The 23,070-nt window shown below is 40.5% G+C and carries 25 protein-coding genes and 1 pseudogene; 16 read left to right on the top strand and 10 right to left on the bottom strand.

The features are described 5' to 3' along the window. The first annotated feature begins 1 nt into the window (after position 1). The 5 genes from B7E06_RS12570 (at position 2) to lpdA (B7E06_RS12550) (ending at position 5,876) form a co-directional block, all read left to right on the top strand. Complete coding sequence (locus B7E06_RS12570; protein ID WP_245807728.1) at positions 2-655, top strand: YkyA family protein; 654 nt, start codon at positions 2-4, stop codon at positions 653-655. A gap of 442 nt (positions 656-1,097) precedes the next feature. Continuing rightward, positions 1,098-2,141, top strand: coding sequence for a pyruvate dehydrogenase (acetyl-transferring) E1 component subunit alpha (pdhA, locus tag B7E06_RS12565; protein ID WP_179134133.1), 1,044 nt, complete (start codon positions 1,098-1,100; stop codon positions 2,139-2,141). A gap of 3 nt (positions 2,142-2,144) precedes the next feature. Next, positions 2,145-3,122 carry an alpha-ketoacid dehydrogenase subunit beta gene (locus B7E06_RS12560; RefSeq protein WP_082234320.1) on the top strand — a complete coding sequence of 326 codons (978 nt, stop codon included), beginning with the start codon at positions 2,145-2,147 and terminating at the stop codon, positions 3,120-3,122. Positions 3,123-3,149: 27 nt separating this feature from the next. Continuing rightward, a complete protein-coding gene (locus B7E06_RS12555; protein WP_082234319.1) occupies positions 3,150-4,463 on the top strand; it encodes a dihydrolipoamide acetyltransferase family protein in 1,314 nt (437 codons plus the stop codon). A 3-nt stretch (positions 4,464-4,466) separates the two neighbouring features. Then, positions 4,467-5,876 carry a dihydrolipoyl dehydrogenase gene (gene lpdA, locus B7E06_RS12550; protein ID WP_082234318.1) on the top strand — a complete coding sequence of 470 codons (1,410 nt, stop codon included), beginning with the start codon at positions 4,467-4,469 and terminating at the stop codon, positions 5,874-5,876. A 48-nt stretch (positions 5,877-5,924) separates the two neighbouring features. On the opposite strand, the gene B7E06_RS12545 is transcribed toward lpdA (B7E06_RS12550), so the two are convergent. After that, complete coding sequence (locus B7E06_RS12545) at positions 5,925-6,317, bottom strand: hypothetical protein (protein ID WP_082234317.1); 393 nt, start codon at positions 6,315-6,317, stop codon at positions 5,925-5,927. A 584-nt stretch (positions 6,318-6,901) separates the two neighbouring features. Here B7E06_RS12545 and B7E06_RS12540 point away from each other — a divergent pair. Further along, positions 6,902-7,603, top strand: a pseudogene (locus tag B7E06_RS12540) (dihydrolipoamide acetyltransferase family protein); the annotation flags it as partial. A 3-nt stretch (positions 7,604-7,606) separates the two neighbouring features. After that, complete coding sequence (gene lpdA / locus B7E06_RS12535; protein WP_082234318.1) at positions 7,607-9,016, top strand: dihydrolipoyl dehydrogenase; 1,410 nt, start codon at positions 7,607-7,609, stop codon at positions 9,014-9,016. A gap of 48 nt (positions 9,017-9,064) precedes the next feature. On the opposite strand, the gene B7E06_RS12530 is transcribed toward lpdA (B7E06_RS12535), so the two are convergent. Then, a complete protein-coding gene (locus B7E06_RS12530) occupies positions 9,065-9,457 on the bottom strand; it encodes a hypothetical protein (protein WP_082234317.1) in 393 nt (130 codons plus the stop codon). 1,085 nt (positions 9,458-10,542) lie between these two features. Further along, a complete protein-coding gene (locus tag B7E06_RS12515) occupies positions 10,543-12,069 on the bottom strand; it encodes a glycine betaine uptake BCCT transporter (protein WP_082234314.1) in 1,527 nt (508 codons plus the stop codon). A 517-nt stretch (positions 12,070-12,586) separates the two neighbouring features. Between B7E06_RS12515 and B7E06_RS12510 the strand changes: the two genes are divergently transcribed. Together B7E06_RS12510 and B7E06_RS12505 are read left to right on the top strand one after the other, a co-directional pair. Further along, the gene (locus tag B7E06_RS12510) at positions 12,587-13,399 is read left to right on the top strand and encodes a polysaccharide deacetylase family protein (RefSeq protein ID WP_082234313.1); all 813 of its coding nucleotides are present in this window, start codon (positions 12,587-12,589) and stop codon (positions 13,397-13,399) included. A gap of 215 nt (positions 13,400-13,614) precedes the next feature. After that, positions 13,615-13,728, top strand: coding sequence for a GapA-binding peptide SR1P (locus B7E06_RS12505; RefSeq protein ID WP_082234312.1), 114 nt, complete (start codon positions 13,615-13,617; stop codon positions 13,726-13,728). A 37-nt stretch (positions 13,729-13,765) separates the two neighbouring features. On the opposite strand, the gene B7E06_RS12500 is transcribed toward B7E06_RS12505, so the two are convergent. Then, positions 13,766-15,232: an aminotransferase class I/II-fold pyridoxal phosphate-dependent enzyme gene (locus B7E06_RS12500; protein ID WP_082234311.1), complete on the bottom strand. Its 1,467-nt coding sequence runs from the start codon at positions 15,230-15,232 to the stop codon at positions 13,766-13,768. 120 nt (positions 15,233-15,352) lie between these two features. Between B7E06_RS12500 and B7E06_RS12495 the strand changes: the two genes are divergently transcribed. Then, positions 15,353-16,309, top strand: a complete 957-nt coding sequence (locus B7E06_RS12495) for an NAD(P)H-dependent flavin oxidoreductase (protein WP_082234310.1) — start codon at positions 15,353-15,355, stop codon at positions 16,307-16,309. Between the two features lie 16 nt (positions 16,310-16,325). Beyond that, the gene (locus tag B7E06_RS12490) at positions 16,326-16,598 is read left to right on the top strand and encodes a UPF0223 family protein (protein WP_082234309.1); all 273 of its coding nucleotides are present in this window, start codon (positions 16,326-16,328) and stop codon (positions 16,596-16,598) included. A 26-nt stretch (positions 16,599-16,624) separates the two neighbouring features. Here the strand turns inward: B7E06_RS12490 and B7E06_RS12485 are convergent, their stop codons facing one another. Continuing rightward, a complete protein-coding gene (locus tag B7E06_RS12485; RefSeq protein ID WP_082234308.1) occupies positions 16,625-17,254 on the bottom strand; it encodes a YktB family protein in 630 nt (209 codons plus the stop codon). Between the two features lie 179 nt (positions 17,255-17,433). Between B7E06_RS12485 and B7E06_RS12480 the strand changes: the two genes are divergently transcribed. Both B7E06_RS12480 and B7E06_RS12475 read left to right on the top strand, forming a co-directional pair. Beyond that, a complete protein-coding gene (locus tag B7E06_RS12480) occupies positions 17,434-17,622 on the top strand; it encodes a hypothetical protein (protein WP_082234307.1) in 189 nt (62 codons plus the stop codon). Positions 17,623-17,714: 92 nt separating this feature from the next. Beyond that, positions 17,715-18,521, top strand: coding sequence for an inositol monophosphatase family protein (locus tag B7E06_RS12475; protein ID WP_082234306.1), 807 nt, complete (start codon positions 17,715-17,717; stop codon positions 18,519-18,521). 89 nt (positions 18,522-18,610) lie between these two features. Here B7E06_RS12475 and B7E06_RS12470 read toward each other — a convergent pair whose 3' ends face one another. Next, the gene (locus B7E06_RS12470; protein WP_082234305.1) at positions 18,611-19,330 is read right to left on the bottom strand and encodes a potassium channel family protein; all 720 of its coding nucleotides are present in this window, start codon (positions 19,328-19,330) and stop codon (positions 18,611-18,613) included. 81 nt (positions 19,331-19,411) lie between these two features. Next, on the bottom strand, positions 19,412-19,591 hold the full coding sequence (locus B7E06_RS12465) for a DUF5325 family protein (protein WP_082234304.1): 180 nt from the start codon (positions 19,589-19,591) through the stop codon (positions 19,412-19,414). Positions 19,592-19,735: 144 nt separating this feature from the next. On the opposite strand from B7E06_RS12465, the gene B7E06_RS12460 reads away from it, so the two are divergent. Then, a complete protein-coding gene (locus B7E06_RS12460; RefSeq protein WP_082234303.1) occupies positions 19,736-20,116 on the top strand; it encodes a YlaH-like family protein in 381 nt (126 codons plus the stop codon). A gap of 60 nt (positions 20,117-20,176) precedes the next feature. Here the strand turns inward: B7E06_RS12460 and B7E06_RS12455 are convergent, their stop codons facing one another. Then, positions 20,177-20,380 (bottom strand): YlaI family protein, encoded by a 204-nt coding sequence (locus tag B7E06_RS12455; protein ID WP_082234302.1) that lies wholly within the window; start codon positions 20,378-20,380, stop codon positions 20,177-20,179. Between the two features lie 119 nt (positions 20,381-20,499). Between B7E06_RS12455 and B7E06_RS12450 the strand changes: the two genes are divergently transcribed. Beyond that, entirely contained in the window at positions 20,500-20,784 is a 285-nt protein-coding gene (locus B7E06_RS12450; RefSeq protein ID WP_082234301.1) for a hypothetical protein, read from the top strand. Positions 20,785-20,812: 28 nt separating this feature from the next. Here B7E06_RS12450 and B7E06_RS12445 read toward each other — a convergent pair whose 3' ends face one another. Further along, complete coding sequence (locus B7E06_RS12445) at positions 20,813-21,391, bottom strand: YhcN/YlaJ family sporulation lipoprotein (RefSeq protein ID WP_082234300.1); 579 nt, start codon at positions 21,389-21,391, stop codon at positions 20,813-20,815. A 111-nt stretch (positions 21,392-21,502) separates the two neighbouring features. Then, a complete protein-coding gene (locus B7E06_RS12440) occupies positions 21,503-21,994 on the bottom strand; it encodes a hypothetical protein (protein WP_082234299.1) in 492 nt (163 codons plus the stop codon). An 83-nt stretch (positions 21,995-22,077) separates the two neighbouring features. Here B7E06_RS12440 and glsA point away from each other — a divergent pair, with 83 nt between their 5' ends. Further along, complete coding sequence (glsA, locus tag B7E06_RS12435) at positions 22,078-23,010, top strand: glutaminase A (RefSeq protein ID WP_082234298.1); 933 nt, start codon at positions 22,078-22,080, stop codon at positions 23,008-23,010. The last annotated feature ends 60 nt before the right edge of the window (positions 23,011-23,070 follow it).

Below are 23,070 nucleotides of genomic sequence, written 5' to 3'. Positions count from 1 at the left end.
GTTGCGTTATTTAAAGTTGCTGACGCTTCTAATGGGAGCGCCTTTTTTGTTGGCTGCTTGTTCGGGAGAGCCTAAAGAACAGATGTATGATCACTTGGAAGAAGCGGTTAATTTGGAGGAAACTTTCCGAGAACAGCAGCAGCCGCTTCAAGAGCTGGAAGCTGAGGAAGAAAAAATTTATAATCAAATCGTTGAGCTGACTTCAGAAGAGCAGAAGAAGATTAATGAAATGTCTGAAGAGGCACTTTCGATTATAAATGAAAGAAAAGATCTTCTAGCTGAGGAAAAAGAAAGCATAGACGAGGCAAAAGAAGAATTCGATAAAGCAGAAGGGGCAGCGGATGATTTGGAATCAGAAGAAGCTCAAAAGTCAGCTGACCAGCTTATCGAGAAAATGGATCAGCGATATGAGTCTTATCAGGAGCTGTATGATAATTATCAAACAGCATTAAACCTTGATAAGGAACTTTATGAAATGTTTCAAAATGAAGATTTAACTAAAGATCAACTTCAAGGTAAAGTGGAAGAAATTAATGAAAGCTATACGGCCATTATGGAAGCTAATGAGAAATTCAATCAGTACACAACAGAATATAATGATTTAAAGAAAGAATTCTATGAAAAAGCAGAACTTGACGTCACTTATGAAGGTTAAGAAGGAACCAGCCGATTAGAGGCTGGTTTTTTTATTTGCATGTAGAATAGAAAAAACGTAAAATTAATACAGGTGCTAAAAATGATTAGTACAGAAGAGGGATTCACAGAACAATTGGTATGCTGTTTCCAGTCTCATACAGTAAGATTATGACTATAGAATTATTTTATTTCTTGATTTATTGACGCTCAATGCAGATTAAGCTAAACTACAATAGGAAAATATATTGTATCAATTAACTTCAGGTGAAAATTATAACAGTTTCCGTTAGTTTCCCTTATGATTAATAAAGAATCACAGAGGGTAAATCCTATAGGAGTAAATCGGTACAGTTTTTTTGCAATTTTGGGAAGGCTAAACTCAGCATCCAATTTTAAAAATAGAAAGGAAGAGGTGGATTATTTTGAAACGTGTTCTCGAGAATATCGAAAATCAATTTGAAATGTTTCAAATCCTTAATGAAAAAGGCGAAATCGTAAACGAAGACGCCATGCCTGATCTTTCAGATGAAGATCTAAAAGAAATTATGAAGAGAATGGTGTATACAAGAATTCTAGACCAGCGTTCTATTGCTTTAAATAGACAGGGCCGTCTAGGTTTCTATGCTCCTACAGCTGGACAGGAAGCTTCACAGCTTGGCAGTCAGTTTGCACTGGAAAAGGCTGACTTTATCTTACCGGGATATCGTGATGTTCCGCAGCTTATCTGGCACGGACTTCCATTAACACAAGCCTTCCTATTCTCCCGTGGACATTTTAAAGGAAACCAAATGCCTGAAGGGGTTAACGCAGTAAGTCCTCAAATTATCATCGGGGCGCAAATTACGCAGGCCGCTGACGTTGGTCTTGGTTTTAAAAAGCGTAAAGAAGATGCCATTGCTATTACTTATACTGGAGACGGTGGTGCTTCACAAGGTGACTTTTATGAAGGTTTGAATTTCGCTGGAGCGTTCGGTGCTCAAACGGTATTTGTTGTGCAGAATAACCGTTTTGCAATTTCTGTTCCTGTAGAGAAGCAGTCTGCAGCTCAAACAATTGCTCAAAAAGCGGTAGCAGCTGGTATTGAAGGAATTCAAGTTGACGGTATGGACGTTCTTGCTGTCTATGCAGCTACTAAAGAAGCTCGTAAGCGTGCTGTAGATGGTGAAGGACCTACCCTTATCGAGACATTGACTTACCGTTACGGACCACACACTATGGCAGGAGATGACCCTACACGCTATCGTACGGAAGATATGGATACTGACTGGGAAAAGAAAGACCCGATTGTTCGTTTCCGTACGTTCCTGGAATCTAAAGACCTGTGGTCTGAAGAGGATGAAAACGAGGTAATTGAACAGGCGAAAGCTGACGTTAAAGCAGCAATTAAAGAAGCTGACAGCACTCCTAAACAAAAAGTTACAGAATTAATGGAAAATATGTACGAAGAACTTCCTTCAAACTTGCAGGAGCAATATGAAGAATACAAGGAAAAGGAGTCGAAGTAGATCATGGCACAAATGACAATGATTCAAGCCATCACGGACGCGATGCGTACAGAACTTAAAAATGATGAAAACGTGCTCGTTTTCGGTGAAGATGTCGGCCAAAACGGCGGTGTATTCCGTGCAACCGAAGGCCTTCAAGACGAATTCGGCGAAGATCGTGTTTTTGACACTCCTCTTGCTGAATCAGGAATTGGCGGCATTTCTATCGGACTTGCATTGACGGGCTATCGTCCTGTACCAGAAATTCAATTCTTTGGTTTCGTTTATGAAGTAATGGATGCCATCAGCGGACAAATGGCTCGTTACCGCTATCGTTCTGGTAATTCTCAAAGCATGCCGATTACTGTGCGTTCTCCATTTGGAGGAGGTGTTCACACGCCGGAACTTCACGCGGACAGCTTAGAAGGTCTTATGGCACAGCAGCCGGGGCTGAAAGTAGTTATACCTTCAAACCCTTACGATGCAAAAGGACTTCTCATCCAGTCTATCCGTGAAAACGACCCTGTTATCTTCCTTGAGCACATGAAGCTTTATCGTTCTTTCCGAGATGAAGTACCTGAAGAGGATTACGCAATCGAACTAGGAAAAGCGGAAGTTAAGAGAGAAGGAACAGATGTAACTCTCATCGCTTATGGAGCCATGGTTCATACTTGCCTTAAAGCGGCTGAAGAACTTGAAAATGATGGAGTAAGTGCAGAGGTAATCGATCTGCGTACGGTTTCTCCGGTTGATTATGAAACAATTCTTAAATCAGTGGAAAAAACGAATCGTGTAGTTGTGGCACAGGAAGCGCAGAAACAAGCAGGAATTGCTGCAAATATTGTTTCTGAAATTCAGGAAAAAGCTATTCTTCATTTAGAAGCTCCTGTACTTCGTGTTACGGCTCCAGATACTGTTTACGCGTTTACTCAAGCTGAAGAAGTTTGGCTTCCAAACCACAATGATGTTGTGGAAAAAGTAAACAAAGTAATGAACTTTTAATCACTCTAAAATAGGAGGGAAATAACCGTGGCATTTGAATTTAAATTACCTGATATCGGTGAAGGTATCCACGAAGGTGAAATCGCTAAGTGGTTTGTAAAAAAAGGTGACGAAGTAAAAGAAGACGACGTACTTTGCGAAGTGCAGAACGATAAAGCCGTTGTAGAAATCCCTTCCCAAGTAGATGGAACGGTCAAAGAGATCCATGTAGAAGAAGGCGAGACGACGACGGTAGGTACTGTTATCATCACAATTGATGATGGTTCTGAAAATTCTTCCGATGCTTCTGAAGAAGAAAGCAAGGAAGAACCGAAAGAAGAGCAGAAAGAAGAATCTAAAGAAGAAGCTCCACAAGAAGAGACATCATCTGATCAGCCCGCAGCAGGTGCTGATGAAGAGGTTGATGAAGACAAGCGTGTCATCGCAATGCCTTCTGTTCGTAAGTTTGCCCGCGATAACGATGTGGACATTCGCAGAGTAGAAGGATCCGGCAAAAATGGCCGTGTCCTTAAAGAGGATGTTGAAAGCTTCTTAAGCGGAGATCAGAAAGAAGCGGCTTCAGAGCAGCCTTCTGAAGCGAAAGCTGAAGAGACAACGGAAGAATCTTCTAAGCAGCAGACTCCTGCAGCGGGTGAGGCATATCCTGAAACTCGTGAGAAGATGAGCGGAATTCGTAAGGCAATCGCTAAAGCCATGGTTAATTCTAAACATACCGCTCCCCATGTTACACTAATGGATGAAGTGGATGTTACTGAACTTGTTTCACACCGCAAGAAATTTAAAGCAGTGGCGGCAGAGCAGGATATCAAGTTAACGTACCTGCCTTATGTAGTGAAGGCTCTAGTTTCTACTCTTAAGAAGTTCCCTGTATTAAATACGTCATTAGACGACAATACAGATGAAATTATCCAAAAACACTACTATAATATTGGTATTGCGGCTGATACTGATAAAGGCCTGCTTGTACCCGTTGTTAAAGATGCCGATCGTAAATCAATCTTCTCTATCTCCAGCGAAGTAAACGAGCTTGCAGTTAAAGCTCGCGACGGTAAGCTTGGTTCTGATGACATGAAAGGCGCATCTACTACAATTACGAATATTGGTTCTGCGGGAGGCCAATGGTTTACACCGGTTATTAACCACCCTGAAGTAGCTATTCTAGGTATCGGTCGTATCGCAGAAAAGCCGGTCGTTCGTGATGGAGAAGTTGTAGTAGCTCCTGTCCTTGCGATTTCTCTAAGCTTTGACCATAGAATGATTGACGGTGCAACAGCTCAGCATGCAATGAACAACATCAAGCGTTTACTGAACGATCCACAACTAATTATGATGGAGGCGTAAAGTATGGTAGTAGGAGATTTTCCAATCGAGTTAGACACATTAGTAATTGGTGCGGGTCCTGGCGGCTATGTTGCTGCCATCCGTGCTGCGCAGACTGGTCAGAAAGTTACGATTGTTGACAAAGGAAACCTTGGAGGAGTTTGCTTAAACGTTGGTTGCGTACCATCTAAAGCTCTTATCCAAGCAGGACACCGTTTTGAGCACGCTAAAGGTGCAGAAGATATGGGAATTCAATCTGAAAAAACAACAGTTGACTTTTCTAAAGTGCAAGAATGGAAGGGCGGCGTTGTTAAAAAACTTACCGGCGGTGTTGAAGGCCTGTTAAAAGGTAACAAAGTAGACATCGTAAAAGGTGAAGTTTACTTTGTTGATAAAAACACTGTACGTGTAATGGATGATAAAAACTCACAGACTTACACGTTTAAAAATGCAATTATTGCAACTGGTTCACGTCCGATTGAAATTCCAAATTTCAAATTTTCCGACCGTGTGCTTGATTCAACAGGCGCTTTAGCCCTTGAAGATGTGCCTAAGAAAATGGTAGTCATCGGTGGTGGCTATATCGGTACAGAGTTGGGAACAGCTTATGCAAACTTTGATACGGAAGTTACAATTCTTGAAGGTACTAAGGATATCCTTGGTGGATTTGAGAAACAGATGTCTTCACTAGTTAAACGTCGTCTTAAGAAAAAAGGCGTTGATGTTGTAACGAATGCCATGGCAAAAGGCGTAGAAGAAAAAGAAGATGGAGTAACAGTTACGTATGAAGTAAAAGGCGAAGAAAAAACTATCGATGCAGATTACGTACTTGTGACTGTTGGACGCCGTCCAAATACAGATGAAATCGGCCTTGAAGAGCTTGGAATTGAAATGAGCGATAAAGGAATCATCAATATCGACAAGCAGTGTCGCACAAGCATTGATAATATCTATGCAATTGGTGACATTGTAGATGGTCCTCCATTAGCTCACAAAGCTTCTTATGAAGGTAAAATTGCAGCAGAAGTAATTGCAGGTGAAAATGCTGAAATTGACTATCTCGGAATTCCAGCTGTAGTATTTTCTGATCCAGAACTTGCTTCCGTTGGATACACTGAGCAGGAAGCTAAAGATGCGGGATATGAAGTTCAGGCTTCTAAATTCCCATTTGGTGCTAACGGCCGTGCATTGTCTTTAAATGACAGTGACGGGTTCCTGAAACTAATTACTCGTAAAGAGGATGGCTTAGTTATCGGTGCACAAATCGCCGGACCTAACGCTAGCGATATGATTGCAGAGCTTGGGTTGGCTATCGAATCAGGTATGACTGCTGAAGATCTTGCCTTAACTATCCATGCTCACCCTACACTAGGTGAAATCACGATGGAAGCTGCAGAAGTGGCTATGGGACAACCTATCCACATCGTAAAATAAAAAAATGCTATAAAAAATAAAGACTCCTAAGCAATGGCTTAGGAGTCTTTATTTTGAATGAGAAACTACTGTACGTTCAAGTGTTGCCCGAATTTCTTCTTCATCACTATGTTTTCCGTAAATAATTTCAACCGCTTTTCCATTTTTTGAAATAACTAACGCAGGCAGCTGGTCCTTCTCAAATTTTATATCTTTAATTCCTATTTTTGATTCTTTAAAAGATAAAGTATCATTGTCGCTATTTTCATGTTTAAGCTTCCAGTCGAGCAGAGCTGACAAGTAGTGTTTCGACTGTTCTTTGTCTTCTAAGTGATTATACAAATATATCTTATAATCAGAAGGTTCAGCACTAATAACTTCCACCTTCTCGTCGTTAAATACACATCCTGTCATAAGAATAAGGGTAATAATCCCCAATCCTAAATAGAGAGACTTCATCACTTCTGCTCACTCCTTCTCACAAGAGTGATTGTATCAAAATGGTCCGCAGAAAAACTTAATGTTATTAAAATGTAATCAACATGATAAGCGATTGTGTTGTGTTTAACCCGTTCGTTATAAAGCTATAAACAGTTGTAAAAAACAAAGGTAGTTAGATAAGGAGGGGAGGGATAAAATCATCCTGTCGCTCGTTTATAAGCAAGGAGACTGTCAGCCGCCTTATTTTGCTATTTTAGAGAGGGAAATGCCTTGGAGTAGGAGAAAAACGGCTGAGAAACAGCTGTCTTTCCACGGTAAGCCTGCGAGCTAGCTAGTTACACTCGCGGATCTTACTCTGGCTCTATCTTCTTGAAAGAGGCTCGTCATTTCCGTGTCTCTTTCTTACTTAATAAAGAGAATGAGCTGTTTCGTTTACTAAATAAGAGGAACGAGGCAAGGAAATGACTCGCTTTCCGCGGGGAACCGGTGAGCTAGCTCGTTGCACTCGCGGATCTCACCCTGGCTCTATCTTCCTGCAGGAGTCTCGCCATTTCCCAGCCTCTTTAAATTTTATAGTTTAAACGGAACGCTATAATCNTGAGGCATATCCTGAAACTCGTGAGAAGATGAGCGGAATTCGTAAGGCAATCGCTAAAGCCATGGTTAATTCTAAACATACCGCTCCCCATGTTACACTAATGGATGAAGTGGATGTTACTGAACTTGTTTCACACCGCAAGAAATTTAAAGCAGTGGCGGCAGAGCAGGATATCAAGTTAACGTACCTGCCTTATGTAGTGAAGGCTCTAGTTTCTACTCTTAAGAAGTTCCCTGTATTAAATACGTCATTAGACGACAATACAGATGAAATTATCCAAAAACACTACTATAATATTGGTATTGCGGCTGATACTGATAAAGGCCTGCTTGTACCCGTTGTTAAAGATGCCGATCGTAAATCAATCTTCTCTATCTCCAGCGAAGTAAACGAGCTTGCAGTTAAAGCTCGCGACGGTAAGCTTGGTTCTGATGACATGAAAGGCGCATCTACTACAATTACGAATATTGGTTCTGCGGGAGGCCAATGGTTTACACCGGTTATTAACCACCCTGAAGTAGCTATTCTAGGTATCGGTCGTATCGCAGAAAAGCCGGTCGTTCGTGATGGAGAAGTTGTAGTAGCTCCTGTCCTTGCGATTTCTCTAAGCTTTGACCATAGAATGATTGACGGTGCAACAGCTCAGCATGCAATGAACAACATCAAGCGTTTACTGAACGATCCACAACTAATTATGATGGAGGCGTAAAGTATGGTAGTAGGAGATTTTCCAATCGAGTTAGACACATTAGTAATTGGTGCGGGTCCTGGCGGCTATGTTGCTGCCATCCGTGCTGCGCAGACTGGTCAGAAAGTTACGATTGTTGACAAAGGAAACCTTGGAGGAGTTTGCTTAAACGTTGGTTGCGTACCATCTAAAGCTCTTATCCAAGCAGGACACCGTTTTGAGCACGCTAAAGGTGCAGAAGATATGGGAATTCAATCTGAAAAAACAACAGTTGACTTTTCTAAAGTGCAAGAATGGAAGGGCGGCGTTGTTAAAAAACTTACCGGCGGTGTTGAAGGCCTGTTAAAAGGTAACAAAGTAGACATCGTAAAAGGTGAAGTTTACTTTGTTGATAAAAACACTGTACGTGTAATGGATGATAAAAACTCACAGACTTACACGTTTAAAAATGCAATTATTGCAACTGGTTCACGTCCGATTGAAATTCCAAATTTCAAATTTTCCGACCGTGTGCTTGATTCAACAGGCGCTTTAGCCCTTGAAGATGTGCCTAAGAAAATGGTAGTCATCGGTGGTGGCTATATCGGTACAGAGTTGGGAACAGCTTATGCAAACTTTGATACGGAAGTTACAATTCTTGAAGGTACTAAGGATATCCTTGGTGGATTTGAGAAACAGATGTCTTCACTAGTTAAACGTCGTCTTAAGAAAAAAGGCGTTGATGTTGTAACGAATGCCATGGCAAAAGGCGTAGAAGAAAAAGAAGATGGAGTAACAGTTACGTATGAAGTAAAAGGCGAAGAAAAAACTATCGATGCAGATTACGTACTTGTGACTGTTGGACGCCGTCCAAATACAGATGAAATCGGCCTTGAAGAGCTTGGAATTGAAATGAGCGATAAAGGAATCATCAATATCGACAAGCAGTGTCGCACAAGCATTGATAATATCTATGCAATTGGTGACATTGTAGATGGTCCTCCATTAGCTCACAAAGCTTCTTATGAAGGTAAAATTGCAGCAGAAGTAATTGCAGGTGAAAATGCTGAAATTGACTATCTCGGAATTCCAGCTGTAGTATTTTCTGATCCAGAACTTGCTTCCGTTGGATACACTGAGCAGGAAGCTAAAGATGCGGGATATGAAGTTCAGGCTTCTAAATTCCCATTTGGTGCTAACGGCCGTGCATTGTCTTTAAATGACAGTGACGGGTTCCTGAAACTAATTACTCGTAAAGAGGATGGCTTAGTTATCGGTGCACAAATCGCCGGACCTAACGCTAGCGATATGATTGCAGAGCTTGGGTTGGCTATCGAATCAGGTATGACTGCTGAAGATCTTGCCTTAACTATCCATGCTCACCCTACACTAGGTGAAATCACGATGGAAGCTGCAGAAGTGGCTATGGGACAACCTATCCACATCGTAAAATAAAAAAATGCTATAAAAAATAAAGACTCCTAAGCAATGGCTTAGGAGTCTTTATTTTGAATGAGAAACTACTGTACGTTCAAGTGTTGCCCGAATTTCTTCTTCATCACTATGTTTTCCGTAAATAATTTCAACCGCTTTTCCATTTTTTGAAATAACTAACGCAGGCAGCTGGTCCTTCTCAAATTTTATATCTTTAATTCCTATTTTTGATTCTTTAAAAGATAAAGTATCATTGTCGCTATTTTCATGTTTAAGCTTCCAGTCGAGCAGAGCTGACAAGTAGTGTTTCGACTGTTCTTTGTCTTCTAAGTGATTATACAAATATATCTTATAATCAGAAGGTTCAGCACTAATAACTTCCACCTTCTCGTCGTTAAATACACATCCTGTCATAAGAATAAGGGTAATAATCCCCAATCCTAAATAGAGAGACTTCATCACTTCTGCTCACTCCTTCTCACAAGAGTGATTGTATCAAAATGGTCCGCAGAAAAACTTAATGTTATTAAAATGTAATCAACATGATAAGCGATTGTGTTGTGTTTAACCCGTTCGTTATAAAGCTATAAACAGTTGTAAAAAACAAAGGTAGTTAGATAAGGAGGGGAGGGATAAAATCATCCTGTCGCTCGTTTATAAGCAAGGAGACTGTCAGCCGCCTTATTTTGCTATTTTAGAGAGGGAAATGCCTTGGAGTAGGAGAAAAACGGCTGAGAAACAGCTGTCTTTCCACGGTAAGCCTGCGAGCTAGCTAGTTACACTCGCGGATCTTACTCTGGCTCTATCTTCTTGAAAGAGGCTCGTCATTTCCGTGTCTCTTTCTTACTTAATAAAGAGAATGAGCTGTTTCGTTTACTAAATAAGAGGAACGAGGCAAGGAAATGACTCGCTTTCCGCGGGGAACCGGTGAGCTAGCTCGTTGCACTCGCGGATCTCACCCTGGCTCTATCTTCCTGCAGGAGTCTCGCCATTTCCCAGCCTCTTTAAATTTTATAGTTTAAACGGAACGCTATAATCTCAATAAGCCCTCTCATGGGATCGATCCTCTCTTCTTAAATGTTCCGTTACTCAAAAGAACGTAAAGGGCCGGGGGAAACGGCGAGACTCCTATGGGAGGATAGAACAGGGTGAGATCCCGGAGGGCGGAAAAGCCCGAGGAAGCTCACCGTTCGCCCATGGAAAGCGAGTTGTTTCCCCTGGCCCGCCTCTCTTTATCAAGGGAAACGGAACAAGGGAATTCCCTTCAACTTTCTATCGTATTTGTCCTCACTATTCCACTGTCCCGTCACTCTAAAAAACATAAAGGGCCGGGGGAGATGGCGAGACTCCTATGGGAGGATAGAACAGGGTGAGATCCCGGAGGGCTAAAAGCCCGAGGAAGCTCACCGTTCGCCCATGGAAAGCGAGTTGTTTCCCCAGGCCCGACCCTCTTTATCAAGATAAAGGGTACAAGGTACCTTATTGTAGTTATCTTTACAAAAACCAAAAAAAGCCTCTCTATACCAGAGAGGCTTTTTTAAAAGCTTTTATTTTTTAATTCCGACTTTTTTACCTTCCTCCTGAAATGCTTTAAATAGGGAGAAACATAACAGTATCATAATAATGGTGAATGGAAATGCGGCGATAATCGCTGCTGTTTGTAAAGCGCCAAGGCCGCCCTGCCATAGTAGGATAGCAGCTGCGCTTGCTTGGATAATACCCCAAACAAACTTTACAATCAATGGAGGATTGAGACTTCCGTTTGTTGTCTGCATCCCTAATACAAAGGTTGCCGAGTCAGCAGATGTAATGAAGAATGTACTGATTAAAAGCAAACCAATAATCGACATTACGGTACCAAGCGGTACATGCTGCAGCATTGAGAATAGTGCTACCTCTTCACCAATATTACTGACATCCGTATAAATATCTTGTCCACCGAAAAACTCAAGGTTAATAGCCGTTCCGCCAAATACGGAGAACCATAGAGCACCAAAGATTGTAGGTACTAGAAGAACTCCAATGATAAATTCGCGGATAGTACGTCCTTTAGATACACGTGCAATAAAGGTACCTACGAAAGGAGCCCAGGAAATCCACCATGCCCAGTAGAAAATCGTCCAGTCGCCGACCCACGTATTGTCTTCAGCAAATGGAGTCATTCGAAAACTCATGTACGGCAGATCTCGAATATAGGAACCAAAAGTAGATGTAAAGTAATCCATAATAAAGTTCGTAGGACCTGCAAACAGTAAGAAGAACATTAGGAGTAATGCCAACACAATATTTGTATTACTTAAATATTTAATCCCTTTGTTCAATCCAGTCATGGCTGAAGTCATAAATAGAATAGTTACTGCAATAATGATAATAAGCTGCAGGGTGAACGTATTTTCTATCCCTTCAAAGCTAAAGGAAAGACCACCTGCAATTTGAAGTGTCCCAAAACCGAGTGAAGTAGCGACTCCAAAGATTGTAGCAAATACCGCGATGAAATCGATAAGTGTTCCTAAAGGTCCTTTAAGTCGTTTTTCTCCAAACAGCGGTACAAGAGCAGCGCTGATAACGCCTGGTGCATTTTTTCTGAATTTGAAATAAGCAAGTGCAAGAGCCAGAATCGCGTAAATGGCCCAAGGGTGCAGCCCCCAGTGGAAAAAGCTGTATTTCATTGCTTCTCTGGCTGCTTCCTCACTTGTAGGTGCTGTTTCTACCCCTGGCGGTGTGTGAAAGTGGGAAATAGGCTCTCCGGCTCCCCAGAATACTAAGCCGATCCCCATTCCAGCACTAAACAGCATGGCAAACCAAGTAATATAAGGATAATCGGGTTCGTCGTCAGGTTCGCCAAGTTTTAATTTGCCGTATTTAGAAAATATTAAATAGATAGCAAAGATCAGGAAACCAGTAGCAGACAATAAATAAAACCAGCCAAATTTATCCGTAATAAAGCCTTGTATACTGGCTGTAACATCTGCAAGGTTGCCCCCTCCTACTAGTGATTCTGGCAGCACGCCCCAGATAATGAAAAGGGCAGCTACTACTACAGAAATGTAAAAAACTTTAGTTACTTTCTGCATATCATACATCCTTTCCTACTTGTTTTATTTTCAATCTTCCCCATAAGCACTGCTCTTCTCAAATCTAAGTATGATTGAAAACTCTCTCGTCATTATGAGTAGATTTATCATGTCTTTAGAGGTCTTCCTACTATTATTTGTAGGAAATTGCCTTTCATGCGCCAAGAAAGGACAATGTTTCCGTGGTTTTTCAAGGGGATATATCAAGTCATCTGAGAAGAACGTACCAATAACTATATAACCTAACTGAATAAGAATGAAACTTTATTATGTCGAATTATAGGGGATTTTATCGGATACTTTTAGTCGCTAGCGCTTTAATTCCCTTGAAAAATGCGACTTGATTAGAATAAATCTATCTCTTGCATGTTGTCAACAGTAAAGCATTGGAAATCATTTAATATAGGTCTAAAGTAATGAAGTAATAAAAAAATAGAAAAAGAAGTAAAAAAACGATGAAATCAGTCTGGTGAATCACCTATAATATGGGATATACAGAAAATAAAGGAGTTTTTTGATGAGATATTGGCTATGTTTATTGTTATTAGTGTTCGCTGCCGGCTGTGGAACACAGGCCGAAGATGCACAGGAAAAGTCAAAAGAAGAAACAATGGAGAGCGAAGAGGTGCAGCCGGAGGAAGAACCGAAAGCCGAAGAAGCTGCAGCAAGCAGCGATGAACAGGAAGAAAAAGAAACTGAGCCACAATATAAACTGACGGAGTCTGAAACATTTGTTCCGATACATAATGCGAATGAACAAGTAGTGCTTTTAACATTTGATGACGCACCAGATAAGCATTCCTTAGAAATTGCGAAAAAATTAAAAGAACTAAATGCCCCGGCCATATTTTTTGTGAATGGCCATTTTATTGATACGGTAGAAAAAAAGGAAATATTAAAAGAGATCCATTCGATGGGATTCCCAATTGGAAATCATACGATGACTCATGCTTCCCTGCTTGAGCTTTCTGAAGAGCAGCAAAAAGAAGAAATAGTGAATTTAAACGATCTAATAGAGGAGGTTATCGGAGAACGGCCTAAATTTTTCAGAGCACCTTTTGGACAAAATACCGATTATTCAAAAGAAGTAGCGAAACAAGAAGGTATGCTTGTTATGAATTGGACATATGGTTATGACTGGGAGTCTCAGTATCAAAATTCTGAAGCTCTTGCAGACATTATGGTCAATACAGAATTACTTGGTCCAGGAGGAAATCTGCTGATGCATGACAGAGAATGGACGGCCGCTGCGGTCCCTGACATTGTAAAAGGACTGAAAGAGAAGGGATATGAATTGTTAGACCCGGCTCTGATACAAACCCCTGAATAAGTGGAAAGGCTGACGAGAGATCTTGTCAGCCTTTTTTATGCTCAAAAAAAGATGGTCTTATTTACTTAATGAAAGACATATAGTAATAAGAGTAAACTCATTAGTATGGCACATTTTTTAAAAAGTTATACTAAAGGGGTTGAAAAATACAATGTGTCATATTAAAATGTAATTACATTGAAAGCGATACCAAATAATTTAAAGGTGGGATTCTAATGGGTACAATCGTATGTCAAGATTGTCAGAAAATTATTGAGCATTACGACAATGAGAAGGTAGCAACTCTTTACAGTACATGTCCATCTTGTAATCAGCCTGCAGAAAAATAAAACGGAAAATAAAAAAACCGCCAAATGGCGGTTTTTTTTATTGTATAGCTTTTTTTTCTTGAATCACCCGAATGGTAGCCAATGTGTCATCCTCAGGACCTTGGACAGGGAGACCGGCTTCCAAGTTTTCCTGAATGTATTGTAAGTTATCTTGCGTAATTATTTCACCCGGAATAAAAATAGGAATGCCAGGCGGGTAAATCATAATAAATTCTGCACTTATCCTTCCTGCTGCCTTTTCAAGTCTTACTGTTTCGGTCTGTGAATAAAATGCTTCTCTTGGTGTTAGAGCAAGAAGGGGAATTTCCGGAATTTTAACAGCCGATGTTTTTGACGATAAGTTTCCGGTTTCATTTGCCAGTTGTTTCAATGCTTGTACTAGCAGGTTCACTTCTTTTTCTGAATCTCCCGGAGTAATTAAGCAGAGAATGTTATACAAATCAGATAGCTCAACCTCAATATTGTAATGATCTCTCAACCAGCCTTCTACAAAATATCCGCTTACCCCAAGCCCTTTAACGGAGATAATTAATTTTGTGGGATCAAGATCAAAAGTGGCTGAACTTCCTAAGATTTCATCACCAATACAGGAAAGCAGCTGTATTTCGTTGATGGACTTCCGGGCGTAATCTGCTAATTTTAAGGTTTCCTCCAACATTTCTTTTCCGTGCATCGCCAGCTGACGGCGTGCCGTATCGAGTGAAGCCAAAAGAATATAAGAAGTGGATGTCGTTGTCAGCATTGACAGCACTGATTGAACGCGTTCATGGAAAACTAAACCTTCCCGTAAATTCAAAACAGAGCTTTGGGTCATGGCTCCACCTAGCTTATGAACACTTGTTGCCGCTAAATCGGCTCCTGCTTCCATAGCAGAAACGGGAAGTTGATGATGGAAATGAATGTGAACACCGTGAGCTTCATCGACGAGAACGGGTATAGAAAAACTGTGCGCAATTTCGACAATTTTTTTTAAATCTGCGGTAACTCCAAAATAAGTCGGGTTTATAACTAGAACAGCCTTGGCATCTGGATGGGACTCACAGGCTTTTTCGACAGCTTCAGGAGTAATCCCATGGGAGATCCCCAAATTTTCATCAAGCTCAGGGTGAACAAAAACCGGGACTGCACCGGAAAAAATAATTGCTGTCATCACAGATTTATGAACATTTCTCGGGACAATAATTTTATCACCAGGGTGGCAGACACTCATCACCATAGTCATAATTGCACCAGAGGTTCCTTGGACAGAAAAAAAAGTATAGTCTGCTCCGAAAGCTTCTGCAGCAAGATTTTGGGCATCCTGAATGATCCCATGAGGATGATGGAGATCATCCAGCGGTTCTATGTTAATCAGGTCAATAGACAAGGCATCGTTCCCTATAAACTCTGCGAATTCCTTATCCATGCCTTTTCCTTTTTTATGACCGGGAATATGAAACTGGGATGGGTTTTTTTCAGCGTGTTTCTTCAACCCCGTAAACAGGGGCGTATCATTTTGATTCATGTATTGGCACCTCTCGATTCTCTTTAAAGCAAATGAATTATAGCAGAATATGTCGATTGTGGCTAGCACTTTTCAAACTACTGATCGTTCGTGATACACTTAAAAAAAGGAGGGGGATTTATGGATTGGAATACACGTTTAACAGAAGCATTAAACATAAAGTATCCTATTATTCAGGGTGGACTCGCACACTTAGCTTATAGTGATCTGGCTGCTGCTGTGTCCAACGCCGGGGGACTCGGACAAGTGACTGCCATGAGTATGGAAAATGAGGAGCAGCTGAGAAAAGAAATACATAAAGTTAAATCAATGACAACTTCCCCATTTGGAGTGAATTTTGCTATTGGTCAGCACGGACGACCTTTTGAAACGATGGTTCAAACAGCGATTGATGAAGATGTTCCTGTGATCTCAATTACGGGAGGAAATCCTAAACCGATATTTGATATGCTTAAAGGTACGAATATAAAAACTCTTGTTCTCGTAGCAGCAAAGAGACAAGCAGTGAAAGCTGAACAGCTCGGTGCGACAGCCGTAATGGTAGTCGGGCAGGAAGGGGGCGGTCATATTGGCAGAGAAGATGTCAGTACGATGGTATTAACCCCTCAGGTAGCTGAAGCTGTAAATATTCCTGTTGTTGCTTCAGGAGGGATAGGAGATGGAAAAGGGCTTATGGCCGCATTATCACTTGGAGCGGAAGGTATTGAAATGGGAACGAGATTTATCGCAACTGAAGAATGTGTCCATGCTCATCAGGCCTATAAAGAAGCGCTTATCGAAGCGGATGAAAATTCTACAGTAGTCATTAAAAGGTCGCTCGGTGCGCCTGCAAGAGCATTGAAAAATATATGGACTGACCAAATATTAGAACTTGAAAAAAAGGAACCAGGTTACGAAGGGCTTAAAGAGTACATCAGTGGCATAAGAAATAAAAAATACATTTATGAAGGATCAGAAGCAGAAGGATTTGGATGGGCAGGACAAGTAGCTGGCCGGATAAAAGATGCCCCTTCTGCCCATAACCTTATTCAGAGAATTATTGCAGAAGCAGAAAATATTCGGCGTTCCTGGTGCTGACAAAGGAGAAATATATATGAGTTACAACTATCCAATTGATGAAATTTACTGGTCAAAGGAAGAAATCATCGATGTCGTAAATTTCTACTCTATGGTCGAAAAAGCATATGAGGGTGCAGTGAAAACGGACGAACTTCTTTTAGCCTATACACGGTTCAAACAAATAGTTCCTTCAAAAAGTGAGGAAAAGAAGTTGTGCGGGCAGTTTGAGAAAGAATCAGGCTATTCCTGCTATAAAACTGTCAAAAAAGCAAAAAGTCTCGGGAAAAATGAAAAAATCAAAATGTAAAAAGCCATCCCATAATGGGACGGCTTTTATTTTTGGGTAAATCGATAGAGTGGAAGCAGTGTTTCAAAAGTATTTCTGCAGAGAGCCATAAATTCATCAGGCTTTTGCAAAATTTCATCGTTGCGGTCAATCTCAACCCCGCAGAGGATCTCGGCTTTTTTTACATTTTTTAATCGTTCAGCCATTTCTTCAAACTTTTCTGCATCTACTTCTTTATGGGGTATTGAATCCTTCTTTGTATGATCTAATGACCAGACAAATGAATCAGGCACTAATGACAAAACTTCAGATTTATTCTTAAGTAATGTATGAGCAAATTCTGCCTTAATTGGGCTCTCGTAAATGACAGCAAACCAGACAAATACATGAGTGCCCCACAGGCCCACCTGAAAGTGAGGAAGCTTCTTATATCCACGCTTATTCGCTGCGACAGCTGCCCAGGTATCATTCGGAGGATTCGTCGTTCTTCTCGCATGCCTGGCAACATGCACAAACATTTCATCACCCGTCTGAACACTTAGATCAGGAGCCAGCTCTGAAGCAATGGCTTCAAGTTTTGGCGAAATATTTTCCCGTAATGCTTCCATTCTCTCATCCAGTCCTGAAATAGAGAAAACGTCAAAATCCTTTTGGGTAAATCCAGTAAACTGACTCATAACTTCAACTCCTACAATAGTCTATAGGAATTTTAACATAATCCTCAAAGAACCTTAAACAATGTGTCTGACAGGTTTTATATTCAGAAAAATAGGTTATAAATAAGTAATCAAATTTGAAACTTCAGTAGCTTACCCTCATATATATAACTAAGGATTAAGAAAGGGAGGAAGAAACATTGAAACATGTCATGGAAGCATTGAGAAAGAGAGAAGCTGAAGAAAGGCTCCCAGTAATCCGTATGGAAATTGATTATGAATTGGTTTCTTTACATGATGCCATGCTGGCGGAAGACCAGGATCAGATCAAGAAATGTAAAGAAAGATTATATGAATTGCACAAGCAGCTCGTAGAGTGGGCAGAATAGTAAGAGCAACGATTATGAGTTGCTCTTTTTTGTCTGCTACATTTTTTCTGTTAATATAAAAGTAATCTAAATCTAAGGAGTACGGCCTGATTATGGACAATATAGAAAGAAACCAGCTATTTGAAACAGCAAAATCATTTATTCGCGATGCGGGCACTGCGATCAGGGAAAAAATTGATCAGCCAAGAACGATTGAAACGAAATCCAATGCCGATGATTTAGTCACTGAAATGGATCAGGAAACTGAACGTTTTTTTGCAGAAAAAATCAGATCGCATTTTCCTCAACACCGTTTATTCGGTGAAGAAGGGTTTGGAGATGAAATTGAAGATCTTGACGGAACGGTATGGATTGTGGATCCGATAGACGGTACGATGAATTTCGTTCACCAGAAACGGAATTTTGCCATCTCTGTGGGGATATATAAAGATGGAGTCGGAGAAATTGGTTTGATCTATGATGTGATGGAAGATGTTTTATACTCTGCGCTTCACGGTGAAGGGGCTTATAAAGATGGGAAGAAACTAGATATTTCTTCGTATTCAAAACCAATCGAACAGTCGATTCTTTGTTTGAATACTACTTGGATGCTTCCTGAAAACCGTCTTGTGCAGCATACCGGCATTCATGACTTAGTTAAAAAAATACGCAGTACGAGATCCTACGGCTCGGCAGCCTTGGAATTTGCTTATGTAGCTGAAGGAATTATCGATGGGTATTTATCATTAAGTCTTATGCCATGGGATGTTGCTGCGGGCGTGATCATAGTTCGGGAAGCAGGAGGAATTGTTACTACAGCCGATGGGGAAGAAATTGATATGTTAAATAGGACAACCATTATGGCTTCCCATTCTGATATCCATAACGAAGTAGTAGAAGAATTTGTAGAGCTTAAATAGTAATACCTGAATACAACCGCCGTCCGTGAGTCTTATCCAAGACAGAAGGCTCCCCTCATCTTAACTATTATGATGAGGGGAGCCTTTTGTCACGGTTTGCTGGAACTGTGCTTTTTTCTTTTAATATAGAGGTTAATTAGCTCGCGGTCTTCTTCTGTTAAATGGTCAATTTTTTGCAGAGAAATAATAATGTTGTTGAGCTCATCCTCATGGGAAGAAGGATTTTCCTTGCGTTGGAAGTAGCTTGTAATAGCACTTGTAAACGTACCAATAATCCCAATTCCCACAAGCATCAAAAGAACAGCTAATATTCTTCCTAAAGGTGTGGTGGGAGATATATCCCCATAACCAACTGTAGTCGTTGTTACAATCGCCCACCATAAAGCATCAGGAAATGTATTAATTTCTGGTTCCACTAGAATGATAGGAATCGGGATAATAAACAATAAAATTATAGCTGCCATCAGAATTTTATCTAATCCATTTGTTTTGAGTAATCCATACAAGGGTTTAATATAGTGGGCACCCATAGAAAGAAGCCTTAAGACTCTTAAGACTCTTGCAAAACGGGCCGTGCGAAATATAGAGTCAAGCGGAATGATGGCAATGAGCTCGAGCGGATGACTTTTTATGTACGCCCATTTTTTCCTGGAGCGTAATAGATGTATTAAGTAATCCATTACGAAAATTATCCAGATTATACGGTCATAAAGCTGGAAGTTCTCGTTTGTTGAGAAAGCAAAGAACAAAGAAATAAAAATGAGTATTAACATGCACAATTCATAAACTATGTGAATTTTTTTCTTCATATCATCGACCGCCCGTTTACTTCAGTAATTTAATAAAACGAAACAGCACCTCATTAAATTGAGGTGCTGTTTAAGTATCACTCAATGAGCGTTTTCCTGCTTTTTATTACTAGAAATCCCTAACCCCATAAGAGCAAAACCTAGTACTAAAAATAAACCGGCCAGCCAAAAGCTCCTCTGACCGAGAGCAAACCCGACAAAAACAAAACAAAGGATGACGATCGAGGCTAAAATAAGATTGCGACCATTAATGTTTTTCATGACTTTCACTCCTCTATGACATATTATAGAGGAAATAATCTCATATGAAAACGGTCTTCCAGGAAATCACCAGTACCTATGGAATTAAGAGAGTATTTTTAGTATGATTAGGAGAGTATGATTGTTGTAATAAGGGGGAACAGCATGAACAGCAATACGTCTGTGATAGAAGTACCGACAGATCTATGGCCAATTGCCGATATATTCTTTCAAGGTTTAGGGAATGAAGTAAATTTAAATAATGAGGGGGAAGTAGCCTTACTATTCCGCTCTTTTTTTCTACTATACTTAGTTACTGCGGCCCTGGCGATTATTACATTTAAATTAGGTTTTGCACGTAAACTTCCTTTAGTCAAAAACATCGTAGTCTATTCGGTGTTAATTATCGGAACTTTCCTTTTAACTTTAATTCTTGGGTTAAATCTTCCTATTGCTGAAAGTCTGCTTGTAGCAGCTATCATTCTAGGGATTTACAGACTTCGACTTCATAAGGAAAGATCTGGAAGACATCAGGAGCAGGCATAAGAAACCCCGGCTGATATAAACAAACAGCCGGGGTTCTATATAATTTGAAATTTATATAATTTACGACAAATGATGTTCTCTTTTAATTTCTCTGTTAAATCTGAAATTGCCGGTTCTTATACGTTTTTCTGTCTTTTCTTTTATTCGCTCATTGCAGGAAGGGCACATATAAGTGGTGATCCTGCGGTTGCGAAGTCTTTTGGCTTGTAAACTAAAGCTGTCAATATTCTCTATAGAATCGCACAATACACATTTTACTCGCATATGATCACCTCTTTCTTACAGTAATCATAACATTATTTTTACAGATTTGCATTTCATGTTTCAAAAATTTCGCTCAGGGGAACACTTTTACATATAGCACAGAAGGAAGGATGATATTTTTGAAGAAACGTTGGATAATTACTGCAATTGGAGCAGCAGCCGGAAGTACAGCTGCCTTCTTTTTGAAAGATGAAGGAAAGCGCCAGCAAGTTATGGAGAAAACGAAAGCTCTCCCGGGTAAATTTAAAAAATCTGAGGATCTCCCAATAAAAGAGGCTGGAAATCCTGAAGAGCAGAACCACGAGAATGCTAAAATGGTATCTGAAGGCTCCCAATTCGGAGTTCAGTACTATAATGATTTAACTGAGAAAGAAAGAGAAATTATTGAAAAAAGTAACAGCTAAATCCGCTTAGGATTTAGCTGTTTCTATTTTACTGGTCGGTAGACTGTTTCTTTTGAATGTTTTCCAGCTCGTTCTGTTCATTTTCAGGAACAGATTCGGTTTTCTCTTCCTGATTGGATGGCTGGCGGTGAATAGGAGCTTCGGGAAGATATCTGGAAACGATTTGACTCAGTTCATCCGTTACGGCTTCTACAGGATGGCCTTCTGCCATTTTATTGCCAAGTTCCCGGATTCTTTCTACACCGTCCGCATCCGCAACAATTAATGCGTCTTTCCCGTAAGGATCGTCTTTTAATGCTTCAGCTGTAGAAAATTTAATGACACCCACTTCTGAACGATCGAGGTCTTTGTCAACATCAATACCGACCACTGCATAATTACCGACAACAAGGGCGGTAGCATCTTTAACGTCAGGAACTTCAACTGCCAGTTTTGCAAGATGCCTGGCAATCTGCTGAGTATTTTTCTTTTCCTGTTTTACAGGGTCAGAATTGGAAACATACTGCATGTTTGTATTTCCTTCTCTTTCCTGTAAAAGCGATTCCTGTTCTTGCTGCTGGCACGCAGTCAGGGCAAACAGAGCGGCTAATATAAAAAAGTATTTCATAGCTGAACCCTCACTTTTTTATATAGTTTGTGGAGTTCAACCCTTTTTATACAAAAGCTGTATAGTTGCAAGCAATAAAAAAAGCCGGTTAAAACCGGCTATACTGGAATATTAGCTAAATACAATTTGTGTGACGCCTTTAATTGGTACCTGTGCTTCACCCTCGTCTTTAAAATAGACGTGGACTGGTCCATTTTCCGATAATGGCTTTCCGTTTTTGGAGAATAATAATAGAGCGTTTTTCAAACGGTCGGCATTTAACACGTGATCACCGTTGCTTGTCACTAAGACAGCATCCTTTACTTCACTTGAAGGTTCACTAGTCTGAATAAAGGGCAGGATCGGCATTAGAAACGTCTCCTTCAGGATCCGCTCTTTTTCGTAACGGTTGATGCTTTTATTAATTGGCGGGTTGATTTTTTGCTGGTACACTTCACGATCGAAACGCAGAGACTTTCTTTTAATTTCATCTTCCTCTTCTGAATCGGTTTCATCAGAAGGGTTGAAAATTTCGTTAAATGTAAGTTTTCGGTCGTCAAAAATCCAAACCGTTGGGTCTAAGGTAATCGGAAATTTTACATTTCCAGTTATTTGTACGATCACTTGTGTCGGCCACCTTTCTAAATTAACTCTTACGTAACAAAGCATAGCAAAAAATGTAGACGATTTCACTAGGAGGGTGAATAATGATAGATAAAATTGATACAGAAACCTTAGAAGGATGGCTCGATAATGTCCGTTCCTTTGCAGATGCTGGACGAGTTGCCGATTATATTCCTGCCTTATCAGAAAGGGATCCACATGAATTGGCAGCAGCGATCTATTATTTGGATGGAGATTATTATCAGGCTGGAGAATCTGATTGCTGCTTCACACTACAAAGTATCTCGAAAGTTATTTCTCTGGCCCTCGCTTTAATTGATAATGGTGAGGAATATGTCTTTAACCGAGTAGGAATGGAGCCTACAGGAGACCCTTTTCATTCGATTTACCGACTTGAACAGCACCGTCCTTCTAAACCATTAAACCCTATGATTAATGCCGGAGCACTTGCGGTTTCTGATATGATCCACGGCCATACTACAGAAGAAAAGGTGGGCCGTCTGCTCAGCTTCCTGCATGAATTGACAGATGATCAATCCATTAAAGTAAATGAAGGAGTAGCCGCCTCCGAATTCGAAACGGCTTATTTAAACCGCTCCCTGCTGTACTACTTAAAACAGCACGGTGTGATTAATGGGGATGTTGAAGACACATTGAAAGTATACACTCATCAGTGCTCGATTGATGTTAATGTTCAAAGCCTGGCAAAAATAGGGGCGGTTTTTGCCAATGAAGGCCGTGATTTGAAGTCGGGAAGGCAGATTATACCTAAACATCTGGCGAAAATCTGCAAAACATTTATGGTCACGTGCGGTATGTATGATGCGTCAGGCTCGTTTGCTATTAAAGTGGGTGTACCTGCAAAAAGCGGAGTGTCCGGAGGCGTAATGGCATCTATTAACGGATTTGGCGGCATTGCTGTCTATGGCCCATCTTTAGATGAAAAGGGGAACAGCGTTGTCGGTTTCAAACTGTTAGAGATATTATCCAATCGATATGACCTTTCTATTTTCTAGAAGCTGCACGATTGTTTGTTGCAATTTTAACCTTTAAAAGGTACTATTAATAGAAGATAG

Origin of the sequence: Halobacillus massiliensis (genome assembly GCF_900166625.1) — a bacterium.
Lineage (GTDB): Bacteria > Bacillota > Bacilli > Bacillales > Halobacillaceae > Halobacillus_A > Halobacillus_A massiliensis.
This window is presented reverse-complemented; position numbering and strand designations above follow the sequence as displayed.

What these genes read in the sequence shown, in the direction of transcription:
- pdhA (WP_179134133.1), top strand. Translation starts at nt 1,098, where the DNA reads ATGTTTCAAATCCTTAATGAAAAAGGCGAAATCGTAAACGAAGACGCC.
- B7E06_RS12560 (WP_082234320.1), top strand. Translation starts at nt 2,145, where the DNA reads ATGGCACAAATGACAATGATTCAAGCCATCACGGACGCGATGCGTACA.
- lpdA (WP_082234318.1), top strand. Translation starts at nt 4,467, where the DNA reads ATGGTAGTAGGAGATTTTCCAATCGAGTTAGACACATTAGTAATTGGT.
- lpdA (WP_082234318.1), top strand. Translation starts at nt 7,607, where the DNA reads ATGGTAGTAGGAGATTTTCCAATCGAGTTAGACACATTAGTAATTGGT.
- B7E06_RS12515 (WP_082234314.1), bottom strand. Translation starts at nt 12,069, where the DNA reads ATGCAGAAAGTAACTAAAGTTTTTTACATTTCTGTAGTAGTAGCTGCC.
- B7E06_RS12510 (WP_082234313.1), top strand. Translation starts at nt 12,587, where the DNA reads ATGAGATATTGGCTATGTTTATTGTTATTAGTGTTCGCTGCCGGCTGT.
- B7E06_RS12505 (WP_082234312.1), top strand. Translation starts at nt 13,615, where the DNA reads ATGGGTACAATCGTATGTCAAGATTGTCAGAAAATTATTGAGCATTAC.
- B7E06_RS12500 (WP_082234311.1), bottom strand. Translation starts at nt 15,232, where the DNA reads ATGAATCAAAATGATACGCCCCTGTTTACGGGGTTGAAGAAACACGCT.
- B7E06_RS12495 (WP_082234310.1), top strand. Translation starts at nt 15,353, where the DNA reads ATGGATTGGAATACACGTTTAACAGAAGCATTAAACATAAAGTATCCT.
- B7E06_RS12490 (WP_082234309.1), top strand. Translation starts at nt 16,326, where the DNA reads ATGAGTTACAACTATCCAATTGATGAAATTTACTGGTCAAAGGAAGAA.
- B7E06_RS12485 (WP_082234308.1), bottom strand. Translation starts at nt 17,254, where the DNA reads ATGAGTCAGTTTACTGGATTTACCCAAAAGGATTTTGACGTTTTCTCT.
- B7E06_RS12475 (WP_082234306.1), top strand. Translation starts at nt 17,715, where the DNA reads ATGGACAATATAGAAAGAAACCAGCTATTTGAAACAGCAAAATCATTT.
- B7E06_RS12470 (WP_082234305.1), bottom strand. Translation starts at nt 19,330, where the DNA reads ATGAAGAAAAAAATTCACATAGTTTATGAATTGTGCATGTTAATACTC.
- B7E06_RS12465 (WP_082234304.1), bottom strand. Translation starts at nt 19,591, where the DNA reads ATGAAAAACATTAATGGTCGCAATCTTATTTTAGCCTCGATCGTCATC.
- B7E06_RS12460 (WP_082234303.1), top strand. Translation starts at nt 19,736, where the DNA reads ATGAACAGCAATACGTCTGTGATAGAAGTACCGACAGATCTATGGCCA.
- B7E06_RS12455 (WP_082234302.1), bottom strand. Translation starts at nt 20,380, where the DNA reads ATGCGAGTAAAATGTGTATTGTGCGATTCTATAGAGAATATTGACAGC.
- B7E06_RS12445 (WP_082234300.1), bottom strand. Translation starts at nt 21,391, where the DNA reads ATGAAATACTTTTTTATATTAGCCGCTCTGTTTGCCCTGACTGCGTGC.
- glsA (WP_082234298.1), top strand. Translation starts at nt 22,078, where the DNA reads ATGATAGATAAAATTGATACAGAAACCTTAGAAGGATGGCTCGATAAT.